At 52.0% G+C, this 16,209-nt stretch carries 22 protein-coding genes and 1 pseudogene; 15 read left to right on the forward strand and 8 right to left on the reverse strand.

The window, feature by feature from the left end:
• Positions 1-43: 43 nt before the first annotated feature.
• The 4 genes from KME12_17090 to KME12_17105 all read right to left on the reverse strand — a co-directional run bounded on the left by KME12_17090 (position 44) and on the right by KME12_17105 (position 2,826).
• Positions 44-1,096, reverse strand: a complete 1,053-nt coding sequence (locus KME12_17090; protein MBW4489504.1) for a hypothetical protein — start codon at positions 1,094-1,096, stop codon at positions 44-46.
• Positions 1,097-1,140: 44 nt separating this feature from the next.
• Positions 1,141-1,656 carry a hypothetical protein gene (locus tag KME12_17095; protein ID MBW4489505.1) on the reverse strand — a complete coding sequence of 172 codons (516 nt, stop codon included), beginning with the start codon at positions 1,654-1,656 and terminating at the stop codon, positions 1,141-1,143.
• Between the two features lie 201 nt (positions 1,657-1,857).
• Entirely contained in the window at positions 1,858-2,316 is a 459-nt protein-coding gene (locus KME12_17100; GenBank protein ID MBW4489506.1) for a hypothetical protein, read from the reverse strand.
• Between the two features lie 279 nt (positions 2,317-2,595).
• Positions 2,596-2,826 carry a hypothetical protein gene (locus KME12_17105; protein MBW4489507.1) on the reverse strand — a complete coding sequence of 77 codons (231 nt, stop codon included), beginning with the start codon at positions 2,824-2,826 and terminating at the stop codon, positions 2,596-2,598.
• 145 nt (positions 2,827-2,971) lie between these two features.
• Between KME12_17105 and KME12_17110 the strand changes: the two genes are divergently transcribed.
• The 6 genes from KME12_17110 to KME12_17135 all read left to right on the forward strand — a co-directional run bounded on the left by KME12_17110 (position 2,972) and on the right by KME12_17135 (position 8,037).
• Positions 2,972-3,766 carry a hypothetical protein gene (locus KME12_17110; protein ID MBW4489508.1) on the forward strand — a complete coding sequence of 265 codons (795 nt, stop codon included), beginning with the start codon at positions 2,972-2,974 and terminating at the stop codon, positions 3,764-3,766.
• Positions 3,767-3,920: 154 nt separating this feature from the next.
• Entirely contained in the window at positions 3,921-4,088 is a 168-nt protein-coding gene (locus tag KME12_17115) for a hypothetical protein (protein ID MBW4489509.1), read from the forward strand.
• 27 nt (positions 4,089-4,115) lie between these two features.
• Positions 4,116-4,934: a hypothetical protein gene (locus tag KME12_17120; protein ID MBW4489510.1), complete on the forward strand. Its 819-nt coding sequence runs from the start codon at positions 4,116-4,118 to the stop codon at positions 4,932-4,934.
• Between the two features lie 4 nt (positions 4,935-4,938).
• Positions 4,939-5,415 (forward strand): hypothetical protein, encoded by a 477-nt coding sequence (locus KME12_17125; GenBank protein MBW4489511.1) that lies wholly within the window; start codon positions 4,939-4,941, stop codon positions 5,413-5,415.
• A gap of 35 nt (positions 5,416-5,450) precedes the next feature.
• Positions 5,451-5,702 carry a hypothetical protein gene (locus KME12_17130; protein MBW4489512.1) on the forward strand — a complete coding sequence of 84 codons (252 nt, stop codon included), beginning with the start codon at positions 5,451-5,453 and terminating at the stop codon, positions 5,700-5,702.
• Positions 5,703-5,727: 25 nt separating this feature from the next.
• Positions 5,728-8,037: a hypothetical protein gene (locus tag KME12_17135; protein ID MBW4489513.1), complete on the forward strand. Its 2,310-nt coding sequence runs from the start codon at positions 5,728-5,730 to the stop codon at positions 8,035-8,037.
• A gap of 362 nt (positions 8,038-8,399) precedes the next feature.
• Here KME12_17135 and KME12_17140 read toward each other — a convergent pair whose 3' ends face one another.
• Positions 8,400-8,600 (reverse strand): hypothetical protein, encoded by a 201-nt coding sequence (locus KME12_17140; protein ID MBW4489514.1) that lies wholly within the window; start codon positions 8,598-8,600, stop codon positions 8,400-8,402.
• Between the two features lie 140 nt (positions 8,601-8,740).
• Between KME12_17140 and KME12_17145 the strand changes: the two genes are divergently transcribed.
• Both KME12_17145 and KME12_17150 read left to right on the forward strand, forming a co-directional pair.
• Complete coding sequence (locus KME12_17145; protein ID MBW4489515.1) at positions 8,741-9,319, forward strand: DUF3124 domain-containing protein; 579 nt, start codon at positions 8,741-8,743, stop codon at positions 9,317-9,319.
• A gap of 62 nt (positions 9,320-9,381) precedes the next feature.
• Positions 9,382-10,602 carry a lycopene cyclase family protein gene (locus KME12_17150; GenBank protein ID MBW4489516.1) on the forward strand — a complete coding sequence of 407 codons (1,221 nt, stop codon included), beginning with the start codon at positions 9,382-9,384 and terminating at the stop codon, positions 10,600-10,602.
• 54 nt (positions 10,603-10,656) lie between these two features.
• Here KME12_17150 and KME12_17155 read toward each other — a convergent pair.
• Positions 10,657-11,233 (reverse strand): annotated as a pseudogene (locus KME12_17155) (Uma2 family endonuclease).
• Between the two features lie 525 nt (positions 11,234-11,758).
• Positions 11,759-12,034, reverse strand: coding sequence for an HU family DNA-binding protein (locus tag KME12_17160; GenBank protein ID MBW4489517.1), 276 nt, complete (start codon positions 12,032-12,034; stop codon positions 11,759-11,761).
• Positions 12,035-12,066: 32 nt separating this feature from the next.
• Between KME12_17160 and KME12_17165 the strand changes: the two genes are divergently transcribed.
• The gene (locus KME12_17165) at positions 12,067-12,234 is read left to right on the forward strand and encodes a hypothetical protein (GenBank protein MBW4489518.1); all 168 of its coding nucleotides are present in this window, start codon (positions 12,067-12,069) and stop codon (positions 12,232-12,234) included.
• Between the two features lie 75 nt (positions 12,235-12,309).
• A complete protein-coding gene (locus tag KME12_17170) occupies positions 12,310-12,594 on the forward strand; it encodes an HNH endonuclease (protein MBW4489519.1) in 285 nt (94 codons plus the stop codon).
• 22 nt (positions 12,595-12,616) lie between these two features.
• On the opposite strand, the gene KME12_17175 is transcribed toward KME12_17170, so the two are convergent.
• Positions 12,617-12,760, reverse strand: coding sequence for a hypothetical protein (locus KME12_17175; GenBank protein MBW4489520.1), 144 nt, complete (start codon positions 12,758-12,760; stop codon positions 12,617-12,619).
• A 95-nt stretch (positions 12,761-12,855) separates the two neighbouring features.
• On the opposite strand from KME12_17175, the gene KME12_17180 reads away from it, so the two are divergent.
• From KME12_17180 to KME12_17200, 5 genes are all read left to right on the forward strand, one after another.
• Positions 12,856-13,041: a hypothetical protein gene (locus tag KME12_17180; GenBank protein ID MBW4489521.1), complete on the forward strand. Its 186-nt coding sequence runs from the start codon at positions 12,856-12,858 to the stop codon at positions 13,039-13,041.
• An 84-nt stretch (positions 13,042-13,125) separates the two neighbouring features.
• A complete protein-coding gene (locus KME12_17185) occupies positions 13,126-13,656 on the forward strand; it encodes a DUF4174 domain-containing protein (protein ID MBW4489522.1) in 531 nt (176 codons plus the stop codon).
• 23 nt (positions 13,657-13,679) lie between these two features.
• Entirely contained in the window at positions 13,680-14,942 is a 1,263-nt protein-coding gene (locus KME12_17190) for a saccharopine dehydrogenase NADP-binding domain-containing protein (protein ID MBW4489523.1), read from the forward strand.
• On the forward strand, positions 14,942-15,397 hold the full coding sequence (locus KME12_17195; GenBank protein ID MBW4489524.1) for a nucleotidyltransferase domain-containing protein: 456 nt from the start codon (positions 14,942-14,944) through the stop codon (positions 15,395-15,397). The genes KME12_17190 and KME12_17195 overlap by 1 nt, the downstream gene beginning before the upstream one ends.
• 148 nt (positions 15,398-15,545) lie before the next feature.
• Positions 15,546-15,776: a hypothetical protein gene (locus KME12_17200; protein MBW4489525.1), complete on the forward strand. Its 231-nt coding sequence runs from the start codon at positions 15,546-15,548 to the stop codon at positions 15,774-15,776.
• Positions 15,777-16,209 lie beyond the last annotated feature (433 nt).

The following is a 16,209-nucleotide window of genomic DNA, read 5'->3' on the forward strand; positions in this document are numbered from 1 at the left end:
GTACTGAAACCTTGAAAGCCTATATTCATGGAACCTATGCACTCTACTCATAAGACATCATTGTAAGATTCTGCATCAATTGCTCAGTAGGAACCCAACCCTGGTGCACATGGAGAGTGTGATGAACCCCGTTTAATGTGGTCGCTGCAAGCACTTTACCTTGCGCTTTGGCCCAATCAAACCACTGTTTGAAGTCAGTTGCTAGTGCAGAAGTGGCAGATCCCGCGATAGACAGGCTCCAGCCTTGGGCAATGGCTTGATGTAGATAGGCGATCGGATTACGGATGGAGTGTCGCTGTTGCTGGTGTTGGAGGTAGGCGATCGCGGCTGGGACTCGGTCTGGAAACTGAGCGATCGCTACCTTCAGTGACTTTGGTAGTGAAGAACCGGAGGGCCGCCCGAGCGCTTGGGCGACAGCCTCAATGAGTTCTGGGAATTCTAAGTCTTGATTGTTCAAAAAATTCCCAGAACTAGGGACGCAAGAGTTGTCTTTAGCAGAATTGCTCAACTCGGTACTGGGAACAGAACAGCGATCGCTCGACTTTGGCAACTCGGACAACTCCCCAGCTTTAACGGTTGCCACTGTTTCAACTCTTTCAGCTTCTGCAACAACCACTGTTGCTTGTTCTGAAAAAGAAATCTCTGAAGAGGTCTCTGAATTTGAGGTGCGATTACTTCGCACGTCGAGGCGATCGCTGTTCACGGATCGAGGTGTGATGAGATCGCACAAGTTGCCCGCAAACGCCTGCAATCTCTCATAGTTAATGCGATAGAACATCACGCGCTTGTACTGAGTAAGCCAATGTTGAGCCGTTTGGATGAGACCCAATTTTTTCAGGTTGGCGATCGCTTTTCTTAAGCCGTACTCGCTCATCCAAGGAAACTGTTTTTGCCAAGCTTTGAGGGAGTTATAGATCCACTTCACCCCATTGCTCAGCCAACCCCTCGTTTCCGAGTTGACGGTCCAATAGTGCAGTTGTTGCAGGAATGCCCCTTCATCAAATCCGGTGCCTGTTCTGCCCAGTGCTTGTTTAAGGAGCCCGGTGAGTTGAGGGGGAATGGGAATGGAATTGACTTCCAAGGTTTTGGAGTTCATATTTGTATTTTTCTGATGAGTTCAAAGGCTTGACGGAAGGTGGTTTAACCTAGCTGCTGTGAGTGCTGGGAAGCCGCTCGTTGGAGCCGTCTGCCGGTTCCCCGCACAAGCTGTTGAAGTCGGGTGATTTCTGCCTCAACGGCTTGGCGTTGTTGCTCTAGCACTTCTACTTGATGGCCTCGGGCGATCGCGGCTCTCACTTCTCCCACGACGCGATGGGAGAGATGTTTAGTTTTGACTTTGGGCTGTCCTGAGGGCTTGTATTCTCCGGTCAGCCAGCGCAGTTGGTAGTAAAGATATTGCTTACCGTTCTTGCTCTTGGTGTAGGTCTCAATCCACTGGTCGCGATAAACTTCTCCTTCCTCGGTAATTGCTTGAATTGCCTGAGTTAAGCGATCGCGGTCGTAGTGGAGGGAGTTGAGGAGTGTGAGATAGGTGGGGAGCCAATGAAGTTCTGGGAATGCATCGAGGTCTAAAACGAGAGAATTTCCCAGAACAGCAGGCAAGCCTGAGCCGCCAGGGGAACTAGGGTCGGCAGTGACAGAAGCGAAATATGACATCAGAAACTGACCCACAACTGAGGTGGGTGACAGGATGGATGATGGTTTGGGTCGTTAATTGTTGGCTAGTAGGGAGAGAATTGAGGTTCTATCTCCCTACTGAGGAAATGACTAATCAATGAGAGGGCTGGTTGGTAGAGCGATCGCCACCCTCTTGAGAGTCAAGCGATCGCTCTCCTTTAGAGATGCTTGAGCGGATGCTTAGAACGGCAAAGCCAAATCATGTAAGTCTTTAGAGACCAGCACTAACCACCAGCCATTGTGGTAGCCGAGGGCAACCGTGCCAAAGTCGAAGCGTTTTTGGTCTTGCTCCCAGATCCACATTGCTTGAAGCGCTGAGTCGAGGGTAGAACGGCGTGAGAAGGGAATGAGTTCGGAAACTGCTTGCCCAACCTTTCGAGCAGATCTCTGGATAGATCTTGAGCCGACAGTAGCGTTCAGCCGCTGCTCATCCTGTTGGCATGTAGGGCAGCTAAACCTGATCTGGGTATTGCAGGAGTCAGGGATAGAACGGCATCCTTCTGCATAACCCTGGAGGTAGCTGCTGTTGTTGCAGAACTGCGGGTGATGAGTACGTCGATTTATCCCATCCCGAAAGCCAGCACTAAAAATCTGATCGGGCGCGACAATGGGGTTGCGTCGAGGAAATCTTGATAGCATAGGTATACACCTTTTAACTAAGGGTTATTTGAGGGCGATCGCTGCTGTGGAAAGTGGGCGATCGCTTTCTCATTGGCTCCCTCTGCATCTCTCAACCTGGCTTGGGACAGGCTTAGGCTGCATTAATTACAAGTTCAAAATTTTTGTAAATACGCCGTTTTAGATATGGGCAGTCCAAGTCTTAGGAACAATTAGTTTCCTAGTAGATCAGGTTGTTAAGGAGAGTTGAGACGGCTTAGCTACTGACTCTGTCCTTCTCGTACTGCAATGCTGGAGCAATTATTTACCCTGATTTTCTTCTGGCGGGGTATAGCCGCTTTGTTTAGCTACGTCTTCAAGTATTTTTTCAATAAAGTTTGAGAGCGAACGCTTTTCAGTACTCGCTTGCTTTTCCAAAAAAGCTTTTAATTCAAGATCACAGACAAAAGTGATCCGCTCTCTGTTCGTAGGCACGTCTTGAAAAAATATTGAGTTGTTCATGTTTATCGTATCCCCTACGCTGAACTTCATTGAAACTCTCTGCAAAAGTTCAGAACCTCGTTGACTAAGTTCTGAACCTAATCTAGCATGATTCGTATGAACTAGGCGCAACTTTCTTATCGTCTACCCACGCCGCCAGTTGCTATCTACGAACATTTTTTAAGGGCTTACGAACATGACTAAATACCTTGATGTATTGGCTTTTAAGCCGATCGCAGACCCGATTACCGATTCCCAGGAAACGCAACTGCAACCCACTCAGGAGCCTTTGAGCCCAGAAGCTACGACTTCCCTTATCACTTCTCACGAAGGTGGTGCGAATTCTCATTTAGTCCTGTGGCGACCGAGCGAGCCGCAGTTCACGAAAGCGATCGCGGAGTACTACGGCGTATCCCGCAAGTCTGTCCAGCAGTGGTTTCAAAAGATCAAAGAAGCGTGCCCTTGGTTTAGTGAGGTGGATTTAAGACTGCCCGACGATCGCTACACCCCGCTTTGCATCGAACTCATGGGTGATTACCGTCTCTCAGGGCTACCGCTTGAGGCTTGGAAAGCTAAAGTTTGGGAGCAAAACCCAGACCTCGTGGCGGCTTATCAAATCTCAAAGCCGCCTGCTGAGCAGGTTCAAACTGCTGCTCCCACCACCGCTATCACGCTAAGGCCCTCCGAGACCCCGATCGCTGTGCCGCAGGTTGAAAGCTTGAACCTGAGCGTCATTGACTCCACTCAACGGCTGACCGAGGCGATCGCGAGCTTAAACACGACGCTGCAACAGTTTGTGACCAACGACCAAACGCTGGAAGCTGCTTTAAGAGAACAGGCTAGCCAGAAGGGCACCCGTCTCGGCACTGAACTCGCCATTACCGAAGTCGGCAGCATGGTGCAAGCCACGGAAGCGGTTCGGGTGGAACTGGCAAAAAAGTTGGGTCTGCTGTCGAATCCCAGCGAATCTCCACCGTCCCCCTCTATCTGATTGTCCTGGTCCTCGCGGTTGCTGTGCTAGGTGGCTGGGCTTGGATCGGGGGCGATCGCCCAACGCTCAGCCTAGAAAACCCCTGCCCTAGGCATTCACTGTTTTGTCCTAGTGACTAATTATCCACTAGGACTCATTTCCTGAGGTACCCCCAATGATTACCACCGAAATTCAACTCCCCGACTCGCTGTTTGACCAGCTCCAACAGGTACTCAATATGCATCCCACCCTGTCTTGGGATGCGGTCCTCTGCCAAGCCCTCGATGCCTACTTGCCGCAACTCGTGGACTCAGAGCCTCAAGACTCTAGTCCGCTTCCTTAAATCCTCACGCCAGGAGACTTCAAGGCTATGACGCCCAATCCTTACCTCCAACACCTGATTGCAGACCCAACTTTCGGTTATCTCTTCCCCCATCGCTTGACTTTAGCGGCTTTCGGGGTGCCGAATGACTATCATTTGCGCAAGCACTACCCGCGCCTTGTGGAAGGCCAGCATTACCTAAAAATCCGAGGAACGGACCATGTGGAGCGCTTGTTCTACACTCTGGTGGGTTTGTTGATGCTTGCGGATCTCGTCAATACCCCCCAGTCACAAGCGTTTAAGCAAGCTTTAGTAACGCACACTCAACCTCCGGGAGCGATCGTTCCGGCTCCCAGCCCTTCCCTCACGCCATACCCTTCGGGTGGTGCCGCCTATTCGACCCCAGACTCCACCTTCCATGAACCTTACCCAGAGTCCTATCCGACCCCTGCGCCCACCTCAGTTGCGCCCTATCATCTTCCGGCGATCGTTTGGGTGAGCGGAAGAGAGCAACCGAGCGATCGCCCGCTGCCCCGCTTCGCCACGAACATTCCCACCCCTCAAGACACCGCTGCTCTCATCTTTGAAGCCCAACGGGTTGCGGGTGAGCAAGCCCAACAAACCGCCCAAGCCCTCCTACAAGCCCAACGCCTGGTGGCGGAGCAGCAACCAACGGAAATCCACGTTAACGTCAATCTTTGGAAGCGCTGGGATGACTGGCTCTCCCGTCAAGATACGTGGGCCGTGCTGCTGATCGTGACCTCGCTGGTGGCAATGGCAGGCATCGGCACCTACCTACTCGTCAGCGCGGCTGTGCGCCCTACTCCCGCCCCGCTGATTGTGTCCCCTCAAAGCCAAGGCAGGTAATGCTATGCGACGAATGGTGAAGTATTCTCCGAGTCCCGATGAATCCCGTCCTTCTCTAAATGCTCATCTCGTTACCCCCCGCACGCGCGAGCTGAGCGAAACTGAACTCAACACGGAACTGGAGCGCCTCAAACGCCAACAGCGCGGCGTGAAACTGGCGATCGCGGAAGCCGAGTTAGAAAAAGAGCGCATTAGCCTGACTCAAAAGCGGGTAGAAGTGGGCATTGCCAAGGTTAACCTCGAGTCCACCAAATGTGATTTCCTCGCTGCCGCTCACAAACTCGTGGAAAAACGGGCCAGAGTGGCGATCGCCAGCGATAATGCTCAGTCGGCCCTCAGCGAGTGGAGCATGAACCAGGATGCCATCCGAGAGAAGGTACAAAGCATCCACCTCTCGGTTCAGGAAGCGACCCAAAAGAACGTGGACAAGGAAGATGACCTGCACCTGCGAGGAGTGGTATCTCGCTTCTCTTTACGCTGATGCTCGATGGAGCGGGATGGACCCGAAACACGTTCATGAAACGCCTCGCGATCGCCTTGTCTTGCCTGCTCTGCCTCAACCTGCTGACGATGGGACTGCGCTGGCTGGTGGTCAGCCAAAGGCTTTCCTTACCCAATGTGGGATTGATCGTCCTAGTAGGAGTAGGTATGGTGACCTTGACCTACTTTGCCACGCTGGAAGCCAGTCCCCATTATTCCCTCTATCACCGGGAAGCCAAAATCTACGCAACAGCGGCCTTAGCGGGTGTGCTGTTGGGATTACTCTAAGTGCTGCCACTGGAGGGGGTGCAATATGACCGCTCGCGATCGCCCTTCAAATCATATCCTAGTGGTTCTGGCCCTCCTGTCGCTGTTTAGCTTTGTGGGGATTGGCGATCGCTCCAATCAATGGCTCTGGGTCTCTCTGCGAGGGGTCGGCTGTGGAGCCGCGCTGGCGGCGGCTTACGGCTACTCCCAGGAAGAAGAGACTATCCAGGCCACGGATGAACATACCCGCCTGCTTGAGGTTGCCAACGAAGTTAGAGAGGGGTATGAGTGGCAGCAGTACAACCTCCAATTGCAGCATCGACGCGAGATTGAGCAGTATGAACAAGCCCTGATGCAACTCCAAACCCAACTGCAAGCCGCAGAAGTCGTGAACTTTGAGCAGATGGAAGCAGAGCGAGAACGAATTGCCCTCGACTATGATCGCCTGCAAAAAGAACGGGAACGCTTGACCCAGGAACAAGCCTTATTGGAAGAGCATTACGATCGCCAACAGCAAGGCCTCGAAGCCCGAGAAGCGGCATTAAGCGAGCGTGAGGAAGAGTTTGAAGCCGCCATGCGAGAGCAAATTGCCCAAGAGCGCGATCGTCTCCAAGCCCAAGAAGATGCCCTGAATGAACGGGAACGCTTGATGGTGCAGCACTTTGAGCAGGAATGGGCCGAACGCGAGGAATTCTACGCCGCGATCGCCGATGCCGCCGTGCAGGAGTCTTACAACCTCAAAAAACCAGACCTGCCCCGAGGGAGTGGCCCTGAAGAACTCCTGGCGCGCGAAGCGATTCGCTGCTTGTATGAGCATGGCATTGTGGTGAAAAAGCCCTTTGTCCGACCCCTGCCGCGCGATCGCTTTGAGCTGTGCTTTGAAGTGCTACCCGTGCTGGTGGATGGCAAACTCAGCACCCCGATTCGTTCTAGTGGCGAAGCCCTCAAGAAAATTAACAAAGACCTGCTTAAATCGCTGCGGATTGCTGTGCCCGGTTGTTGTGCGGACCCGATTATAGAGCCGATCGATGGGGGGTTAAAGCTCATCTTTGATGTCTCGGGCACTGATTGGGACGCTCTCGAGCGCGATCGCAAAGCTCGAGCCGATGCCATTCAAGACCCCGACCCGAGTCACCTCGCCACCTTCGTCAAGGAAAATCCGCAAATCTGCTTGATGGGAGACTCTGGGGAAGGCAAGACCACCTTGATTAACAACCTGATTCTCCTGATGGAGCAAGATTTGGGTGACAATGTGGGCTTGATTCTCACTAACCCCAAACCCAACGAAGAAACAGACCTCAGCAAGCTCAAGTATGCCGATTTCGACTCCAGCATCTTTGGCTTATTAGAAGCCGCCACTGAAATCCTCTATCGCCTCGATTTGAACACCCATGCTCTGCTCAAGCGCCGCACCGTCCCCGACAATCCCCTCCCCGTCTTTACGCCGCTGATTTACTTCTTTGATGAGTTCTCCGAGATTGCTGGGGTGTGGAATCGCTGCAAACCAGAAGTGATGGAAGAGACGCTAGATACCTTCGCGGCCACGCTACCCCCTGAGAAACTGCATGTGATGGATTTCATCCGCAAGCGCGTGTCTCCGAGCTCCTTTGCTGGAGATTTGCTGAAGTTCTGCTGGCGGGTGGGACGCACCGAAAAAGTCAAGCTGCTGGTCGCCGGACAAAATCTCAAAGCCTCGAGTATTGGGGTATTGATTACCGACTTAAATCAAACGGCGATTCTGTATCTCGGTGAAGCCATTCGAGAAGGGATTGAAAAGCGAGTCTCTTCCTGGCAAAAAGAATCCCTCAACCAAGAGTATGCCCATCGCAGTCAAAAAGTGGCAGAGAAAAAAGCCAATCGCTTTTATGGCTTATTTATCCCCAAAGGCAGTAAAGCTTATTTTTCTACGCTACCGGATGAATCCACTTTTGCTCAAGATAACTCAGGGGTTGAGACGGTGCAGCGCCAAGATGAGCCCGCACCGGATGCACCCACCGCACCGGATTTAGTGCAAGAGTTAGAACATTTATGGCAACTGCCTTCTAAGGATAGTGACTCCCACCGCACCGACGAAGACCGCACCCGCACCAATGCGGTGCCGAGCCAGTTTGACCCCCTCGACCCTGAGATTAACCCTCAGCTCACAGAAGTGGTTCTGAAGAACTTCGATGTCTACAAATCCCAAACCAAAGTCATTGAAATGGTGTGGAATGTGGGCAAGTCTGGCACCAGCAATAAGTACCGAGCCGCCAAGTGGAAATTCAGGCGCATTCTCAAAAAGCACGATCGCAACCTACCCGGAAAACAATGGGGTGAAGACCCGGATGACTTCAAGAAATTCCACGAGATTATCTAGCATCAACCGTAACCGTATCTTTGTTATTAGAAACTGCTAGCCCGTTGGCTTGCCTGTGCGGAGCCCGTATCGCCCAGAGGGTGGGTGGAAAGAGGGTACTGAAACAGCACGTCCCCCTCAAATTCTGCTCTGACTTACAGTAAAACTTCGTCTGCTTTAGTCCAAGTGAACCCCAGCCGACAACAAAGCACAACTGGGACAACCTCAACCAATTATCAAACTGAACTTGTCCCGCAACTTTGGATCACTCAGTCTATGACAAATTCAGGAGCACGCCTTGTACCGACAGGTGATCGGATACCAACCTTCCAGCAATATCTTGATATTGCCTTGACCTTGATTCTAAGGAAGTGGCTGACGAATCACAACTTATCTCCTGAGGCGGTGCGGTCCCAACCTGACCTTGCACCCGACGCACCGACCGCACTCAGCGCACCGGAATGGGTGCAAGAGTTAAAACGCTGATGGCAACTGCCTTCTAAGGGTGCTACCCTCAACCGCACCGATGCTGATAGCACCCGCACCCCTGTGGTGTCGAGTCCGTTTGACTCCCTTGATCCCAAGGTTAACCCTCAATGAAAGTGAGAGAAATAGTGTTGAATGTCAGCAAGTCTGGAACGAGCCAGCAGTGCCAAGCGGTGAAGTGGAAATGGAGTGACTACTGTTTGAGTCTACAGGGGTTCCGACTATGGTTGAAGAACCAATGCTGCCTCAGTATCATAGGGTGAATGTTGATGGGGCTGAAACATCATCTGTTGCTGGGGTGATTGGGGCGATCGCGCTTGCTTCCTGCTCGCCTCAAACCCGCTTGTCAAATCCGGTGTCGGTTCAAAACCGTGAAACTCAGCTTCAAACCGTTCCCCTCAATCAAGCCGATATCGTCATGGGGCAAACCGTTTATGTTCCCATTTATTCGCATATCTATCATCACAATAGCCAAGATCGGGTCATGAATTTATCAGCGACCCTTAGCGTTCGCAATACAGACTCGACCAATTCAATCATCCTTACCTCTGTGAAGTACTACGATACAGATGGTCAACTCATGCGGCAAGAGATTGAGCGTCCAGTGGCCCTAAAACCCCTGGCTTCCACTAGCTTCTTTGTGGCAGCAGATGATACGAGTGGTGGGTCAGGTGCAAACTTTGTGGTGGAATGGGTTGCAGAAAAAACGGTGTCAGAACCTGTGATTGAAGCAGTCATGATCAACACCTCTGGAGGGCAGGGAATTTCATTTATTAGCCCTGGGAAAGTGGTTGAGCAGTATGGCGATAGAAACTAGCATCAGCCAGCTTGAATCTATATTTGGGTGGCTTTGTTCTGAGAAGTGGAGGTTAGATTTTGGTGTTTGGTTCTGGACCCGCAGGACTAGCGATCGCCGCTGCTCTTTGTGATGAAGGATTGAACGTTGCGGGTTTAGCGCCCGTTCTGCCTCCGGTTGAGTGGTCAAACACCTATGGGATCTGGTGTGATGAATTAGACCCGATGAACTTGACGCATCTTTTGAGCCACCGTTGGCAAAACAGTGTGGCTTATGCGGCTCAACAAGAAATTTCGCTTCAACGCGAATATGGCCTATTCGATAACGTCAAACTTCAAAACTATTTTTTGGAACGCTGCGATCGCGGCAAAATGACCTGGTGTCAGGGCACTGCTGCCACCGTGGAGCATCTAGCTAATTGCTCTTGTGTCACAACCACAGCAGGAACGACTTTATCCGCCAGACTTGTGATCGATGCCAGTGGTCACAAACCAGCGCTGTTAAAAAGACCCCAAAGCGATCGCATCGCTTACCAGGCAGCCTACGGCATCGTGGGCAGATTCTCTGCACCCCCGATTGAATCCCAGCAGTTTGTCTTGATGGACTACCGCTCAGATCACCTGTCACCTGCGGAACGCCAAGCGCCTCCCACCTTCCTCTACGCGATGGATTTAGGCAATGATGTCTTTTTTATAGAAGAGACGTCATTGGCGAGCAGTCCTGCTGTGACGTTTGAGGTGTTGCAGCAGCGGTTAGAGCAGCGGCTTGCCTTTCGAGGGGTGCAGGTGAAAGAAGTGCAGCATGTGGAATACTGTTTGTTTCCCATGAATCTGCCGTTACCTTCGCTCGACCAGGCAGTGATGGGGTTTGGTGGGGCAGCGAGTCTGGTGCATCCCGCCTCAGGTTACATGGTGCGGGCTCTGCTACGACGTGCGCCTGGGGTCGCGAAGGCGATCGCCCATGCGGTTGAGAATCTGGAAGCTCCCTCCACCAGAATTGCTGCACTTGCATGGCAAACGCTGTGGTCAAGTGATGAGAGGCGTAAACGCGCCCTCTACCTATTTGGTTTAGAGAATTTGATGCGGTTTGATGAACAAACGCTCCAGGCTTTCTTTGCCTCCTTCTTTCAGTTGCCGCGATCGCAGTGGACTGCTTTTCTGGCAAATACCCTCTCTACCCCCGAAATGTTGCAAACGATGATGAACTTATTTGGTCGCACCACCCCTGAAGTTCGCTGGAATTTAATGCGCTCTGCCTGGAGCGATCGGGCGTTGCTTTGGGAGGCGTGGGTCGCTTCAGAATGAGTGTTTTTGCCTGGATACCCGTGAGGAAGGGAAATGCGATCGCCTAAAACTAGCCTATTGGCCGACTGCAAAGACTTGCTCTGCGGTGAGTTGCAGTTCTGGAAAGGCAGCAGAAATGATGCGATCGCTACCCCGAAACTGCTGAACTTGATACTCCCCGTCAACTAATTGGTAAATCGAGAGGGTTGGTTGTTTAGGTGAGCCCATATAACGCCTACCCCCTAAGCCGAGGTAATGTTCAACAATCCAATACTCTGGGATTTGCAGTGCCTCGTAATCAATAAATTTGTGTCCATAGTCGTCGCGCCAATGGGTGCTGACAATCTCGATCACAACTCGCACTGATGTGCCTTGGGTAATCGTGGAGCGTCTCTTCCAAAGGGGTTCTTCCGCCAACGCAGGCTGATCTAGAACAATGACATCGGGGTTGTAGCCTGACTTACCTGTATCGACTGGCTTGACGATCGCTTGGCGAGGAATGACGTAGGGCAACTGCAAACCGCTTGATTTCTAGGAATAACTCACCCGCTAGAAACCCACCCACTTGCTCATGCGTACCCGTCGGTTGCATCTCGATGACGACCCCATTCCACAATTCGTAGCGACCGTAGCCATCTGGATACCAGTCCATCTGGCTACGGTCATCAGTTGAGGAAGCGCTTACACCATTGCTTTGAAGCCCTCAGATCTGGGTTAATTCTAAGTGTAGTTGAATGGCAGAGATGCATTAACATCAAGCGCGATCATAACGCCTGCTTCTGGCTCTTACGCAGAATTGTTAAGCGATCGCAACCGATAGATTGTAGGACTCGTTGTGGGCTGAATTGAGATTGGCATTCGGGAGATGACGCTGAGGAGAAGAGGAGATCTAGGGGCATTTCGAGGGTTGAGGTTGTGAGCCGTGCCTGTTGAAGGATAGGGGCATCGAATACAATCTCAATTCATCCCTCTATTCTGCAACGCCCAAAATCGTGCTTTGGTTCTTGCGACCCAGATGCTAGCAGATGGGACATTGCAGCGGTGCACCACTGCGATCAGTCGCTCAGCCGGGAACTTGAGCGGATGTCTCAGGAATTGCCAGAGGCGTGAAAGGTGCGATCGCACCCCACAAAAAACCTCCCACTTGGGGAGGCAGCGGCGGTTGAAAGGCAGCGGCTTAACTTGCCACTTTGTCCTTAAAGAGTTTTCCAGCAGAGAAGGCAGGAACCTTTGTGGCTGGGATGGTCATCGCTTCCCCCGATTTGGGATTGCGACCTTCGCGAGCTTGGCGCTCTCTGGCTTCAAAGCTTCCGAATCCGACTAACGTGACTTTGTCTCCTGCCGCCACAGTGGCTTGAATCACATCAAACGCAGCTGTGAGCGCGGCTTCGGCTTGCTTCTTGGTCACGTTGGCTTTTTCTGCCACGGCATCTACGAGTTCACCCTTGTTCATAGAAGTTGCGAGAGATCTCTAGAGGGCTCGGTGTGATTATAGTTCAGGTTTCTCAGGAGCGATCGCGCGTTCCCCAACGAATCAGCCCAGTGCTGGCGATCGCGATCCGGTTGCATGAGATCGCACTACCACCCAGATTTGCTTCAGCCTGCAATCCCAGTCAAAATTTACCTGATGCAGGGGAACCGAACGGGTTTTAATGTCGAACCGGGAGGGCGATCGCTAGGATCAAATTGATGGGGCACCGTTCCCTACCCTGCACTGATTTCTAAGCGATGCCTCAGCCCTGCCAACTTTGCCAGCGAGAGATGTCTGCTCTCACTGAACACCACCTCATTCCTCGTCAAAAGACGAAACGCAAGGGTCAAGACCCCAGCCCCACCATTCAAATTTGCTCCGTCTGTCACCGCCAAATCCATACGCTCTACGACCACTCCCATCTGGCCCTCCACCTGAATACGCTTGAGAAGCTGAAGCAAGACCCTCAGCTACAAAAATTCCTCGCTTGGGTTCACAAGCAAGACCCGAATAAGCGAGTGAAAATAGATCGAAAGCGTTGACCCTTGTCTGAAGCCGTTAAAATTAGTTCCAGATTGGCAATTTGTCGCGGGTGAACTGAAGTGGTGAGTTTCGCGGCTTCAGTTCACCCCACCGCTCCAGGAAAACTGGTTTGATCGCATGGGTGGAGCGATCGCCAAGAAGGAATGGATTTTCACGTCTAACCATGAATTGTCCAGTTCGGGATATTGGCTAGATGTCCAAATCCTTAAGACGGTTTTGCGTTACAGCAGTCGGTGGCGTTTGGACGTTGGCCGAAGCCTGTGAAACGAAACTATAAACGCCTGCGGCTCCTGGTACTCAAGATTTTGCTGGTTGTTTCGTCCTGCTCAGGAATCGCGATCGCTCGACCTGGGTTGGAGGTGCGAGCAATTCAAAAAAAAAGGTATTCCTTTGCTCCACCTGGCTCCGGTTTGTTGCTAGCAGCAGCTTCTTCCCGGTCTGCTTGATCTCTGTTCTCTAAAATTCTCCCTCAGGAACCAACCCCTCTTGCCGAAGTTTGGTTACAGTAAGGAAGTTGTTGCTGTCTCGTAATGCAGTCTTTACCTGTACTTGTGTTTCTATCCCTGTTACAGGGCTGTGTTGGCACTCAGCCTTTCATCTCGATGAGTGATTTACCAACCCCGCCTCAATCTCAATCGACAAAGGTAGCAAGCGTTGCTGCGACCTCCGGTCGCTCACAGGGAGTCGAATTTAGGTTGAGTGACTATCAATGGCAACACCGCATTCTGTTGGTCTTTGCCCCCTCAATTGGTGCATCCGATTATCAGCAACAGATACAGATTTGGCAGGCGGATCGGGCGGGTGTAGCGGATCGTGACCTCAAGCTAGTAGAAATTTTAGGAACTGGAAAGAACCAGGCCGATGGGCAATCCATCAGTGCGGCATCAGCAGACGGGCTCAGACGACAATTTGGTGTTTCGGTGGAAGAGTTTGCGGTAATCTTAGTTGGGAAAGACGGCACAGAAAAACAGCGAAGCCAAGCCCCAATGGATTTAGCCAGGCTATACCGCACCATCAATGCGATGCCGATGCGCCAGCAAGAAATGCGTTCTCGACCATAGCCATTCTCAGGAGGGCTGTTGCCATGTCTGATCATGCTTCGGAACGTCCCTATGATGTGGTTCTCTACGGTGCCAGTGGCTTTGTCGGTCAGCAGACGGTGCAGTACTTTGCCACTCATGCGTCTCTTGCAGGGGTGCGGTGGGCGATCGCGGGGCGTAACCGCCAGAAATTAGCAGCCGTTCGAGATGCGATTGGGGTTGGGGTAGAGGTGCTGATGGCGGATAGCCAGGATCAGCAGGCGATCGATGCGATTGTCTCTCAAACCCGCGTGATTCTCAACACGGCTGGCCCCTTTGCCCTCTACGCGAATGCCCTGGTTGATGCCTGCGTTCGCTTGAGAACCCATTACGTGGACATTACCGGAGAAACTCCCTGGGTCAAAATCCTGATCGATCGCTACCATGCTCAGGCGGCTATTGATGGAACCCGGATCATCCCCTGTTGTGGCTTTGATTCAGTGCCATCCGATCTGGGGACTTACCTAGTGGTTCGTCACCTGCAACGAGAATTTGGTGTGCCCTGCCAGGAGGTCAATGCTTACTTCCAAGCCTTCGGCGGTGTCAACGGTGGCACCCTGGCATCAGCCATGAATCTCTACAACTCGCCAGGGGCAGCCCACATGAGTCATCCCTTTTTTCTCAATCCCTCTGCCTCCTACTCTCAAGTTGAAGTTGATCGGAACCGTGATCCGCAAATGCCCTCCTTTGATGCGAACCTCAACACCTGGGTGGCCCCTTTTTTCATGGGAGTTGTGAATACTCGCATCGTTCGCCGTAGTCGTGCTTTGTACGAGGAATGGCAGGAACCCTATGGACCCGACTTCACCTATCAGGAATATCTCAAGTTTGATGAACCCCTCGCATGGCTGAAGGCAACGGGTGTAACAGTGGGTCTGGCACTGTTCATGGGAATTCTCCAACAACCCCAGACGCGATACGTGCTATCGCACAGGCTAGTGCCACCGCTGCTACAGCCCATCTTGCCCAAACCGGGTGAGGGACCCTCTGAGCAAACGATGAATGAAGGATGGTTCAGCTGTGAATTGTTAGGGACTGCGGTAGATGGGCGTCAGATCCGAGGGCTGATTCGAGATCAGGCCGACCCTGGCAACCGAGCCACAGTCAAGTTTGTGTGTGAATCAGCCTTGAGCTTGGCTCTGCAAATGGATGAGTTGCCCGGTGGCGAAACCCGGGGAGGCATTCTGACGCCAGCCACCGGATTAGGGGATGTCCTGGCAGAGCGATTACGTCAGGCTGGGATGACGATAGAGGTGAACTCGTCGTGATGAATGAGCCATTGCCCCAGTTCATTCATTCTGTCGTCGATCGCTTGCGCTCAATTGAGGGAGTTGTGGCGATCGCTTTGGGTGGTTCAAGAGCAAGAGGCAACCATACACTGAAGTCAGATATCGATGTGGGGCTTTATTACCAGCCAGAGAACCCGCCGAATTTCCTGGCGCTCAATCACCTCGCCTCCGAACTAGACGACAAGCACCGCACGAACCTGATCACCCCAATCGGCGAGTGGGGTAATTGGATTAACGGTGGAGGATGGCTAAGAATTGAAGGCATTCCAGTCGATTTCCTCTATCGGGATGTGGTTCAAGTCAACCACGTCATTGATGACTGTCACAGTGGACAAATTACGATCGACTACCAACCTGGACACCCTCACGGCTTTGTGTCTTCGAGCTACGTGGGTGAAGTTGCTCTTGGTCTGCTCAGCCGCTTTGAAGGCTAAGACAACACCTTATCCAGCTAAGCTTAAGGAAGCAACCATTCACAAATTCGCCTGGGAAATCAGTTTCGCGTTGTTGGTGGCTCAGAAGGCAGTTGCACGGCGTGATGTTGCCTATGTGGTAAGCTGCTGTTTTCGCTGTGTGGCGTGTATGAATCACGTACTCTTTGCACTAAATGAGATGTACCTGCTGAATGAGAAGGGCGCTGTGGCGCTTGCGAATGGCTTTACGCTTTGTCCTTCTGATTATCAGCAACAGATTGAGTCAGTGTTTCCATTGTTAGCGGCTGATGCAGAATCGCTCAGAGAGGCGATCGCTATGCTGGATGAGATTGAGCGGGAATTGAGCCAATGGTACGGCGATCGGCGATTGACGATGTGAGGCACCAGTAGAAGTTCGTGTCTCTTGTATCTTACCTCCTAGCCTCGAATAGCCTGCTATTTTGACTCTCAAAATATTCAAAGGATGCTCAATAGGACATCCTTTCCTAATAAGCCGTTTACATTTTGCGATGAGCACCGAACACCTCCCATTTTGCTAAATCCAGGTCTACGCTAGCGTCACAATTCATTAGCGGGTTGAGAAAGGCACGTTACTGCCCTCCTGTGTGCCGATTCAAGCGAATTCTCAAAAAGCACGATCGCCATTTACCCGGAAAACCCTGGGTGAAGACCCGGATGATTTTAAGGGCACCTCGAAAAATTCATGAAGAGGTATTTTAGGCCGAGACAAATATGAGATCGTAGTGATGAAGCGGTCGAGGTAGATTCAATGAGCCAGCCAGGGTTTTGGGATTGGGAAAAACGCCAAAGCA

The sequence above is a fragment of the Trichocoleus desertorum ATA4-8-CV12 genome (genome assembly GCA_019358975.1).
Lineage (GTDB): Bacteria > Cyanobacteriota > Cyanobacteriia > FACHB-46 > FACHB-46 > Trichocoleus > Trichocoleus desertorum_A.

Bases quoted from the DNA above. Each gene is read 5' to 3' on its own strand.
- KME12_17115 (MBW4489509.1), top strand. From the start codon at position 3,921: ATGATTACCACCGAAATTCAACTCCCCGACTCGCTGTTTGACCAGCTC.
- KME12_17110 (MBW4489508.1), top strand. From the start codon at position 2,972: ATGACTAAATACCTTGATGTATTGGCTTTTAAGCCGATCGCAGACCCG.
- KME12_17135 (MBW4489513.1), top strand. From the start codon at position 5,728: ATGACCGCTCGCGATCGCCCTTCAAATCATATCCTAGTGGTTCTGGCC.
- KME12_17160 (MBW4489517.1), bottom strand. From the start codon at position 12,034: ATGAACAAGGGTGAACTCGTAGATGCCGTGGCAGAAAAAGCCAACGTG.
- KME12_17175 (MBW4489520.1), bottom strand. From the start codon at position 12,760: ATGGTTAGACGTGAAAATCCATTCCTTCTTGGCGATCGCTCCACCCAT.
- KME12_17170 (MBW4489519.1), top strand. From the start codon at position 12,310: ATGCCTCAGCCCTGCCAACTTTGCCAGCGAGAGATGTCTGCTCTCACT.
- KME12_17100 (MBW4489506.1), bottom strand. From the start codon at position 2,316: ATGCTATCAAGATTTCCTCGACGCAACCCCATTGTCGCGCCCGATCAG.
- KME12_17145 (MBW4489515.1), top strand. From the start codon at position 8,741: ATGCTGCCTCAGTATCATAGGGTGAATGTTGATGGGGCTGAAACATCA.
- KME12_17090 (MBW4489504.1), bottom strand. From the start codon at position 1,096: ATGAACTCCAAAACCTTGGAAGTCAATTCCATTCCCATTCCCCCTCAA.
- KME12_17200 (MBW4489525.1), top strand. From the start codon at position 15,546: ATGAATCACGTACTCTTTGCACTAAATGAGATGTACCTGCTGAATGAG.
- KME12_17120 (MBW4489510.1), top strand. From the start codon at position 4,116: ATGACGCCCAATCCTTACCTCCAACACCTGATTGCAGACCCAACTTTC.
- KME12_17125 (MBW4489511.1), top strand. From the start codon at position 4,939: ATGCGACGAATGGTGAAGTATTCTCCGAGTCCCGATGAATCCCGTCCT.
- KME12_17185 (MBW4489522.1), top strand. From the start codon at position 13,126: ATGCAGTCTTTACCTGTACTTGTGTTTCTATCCCTGTTACAGGGCTGT.
- KME12_17130 (MBW4489512.1), top strand. From the start codon at position 5,451: ATGAAACGCCTCGCGATCGCCTTGTCTTGCCTGCTCTGCCTCAACCTG.
- KME12_17105 (MBW4489507.1), bottom strand. From the start codon at position 2,826: ATGAAGTTCAGCGTAGGGGATACGATAAACATGAACAACTCAATATTT.
- KME12_17190 (MBW4489523.1), top strand. From the start codon at position 13,680: ATGTCTGATCATGCTTCGGAACGTCCCTATGATGTGGTTCTCTACGGT.
- KME12_17195 (MBW4489524.1), top strand. From the start codon at position 14,942: ATGAATGAGCCATTGCCCCAGTTCATTCATTCTGTCGTCGATCGCTTG.
- KME12_17095 (MBW4489505.1), bottom strand. From the start codon at position 1,656: ATGTCATATTTCGCTTCTGTCACTGCCGACCCTAGTTCCCCTGGCGGC.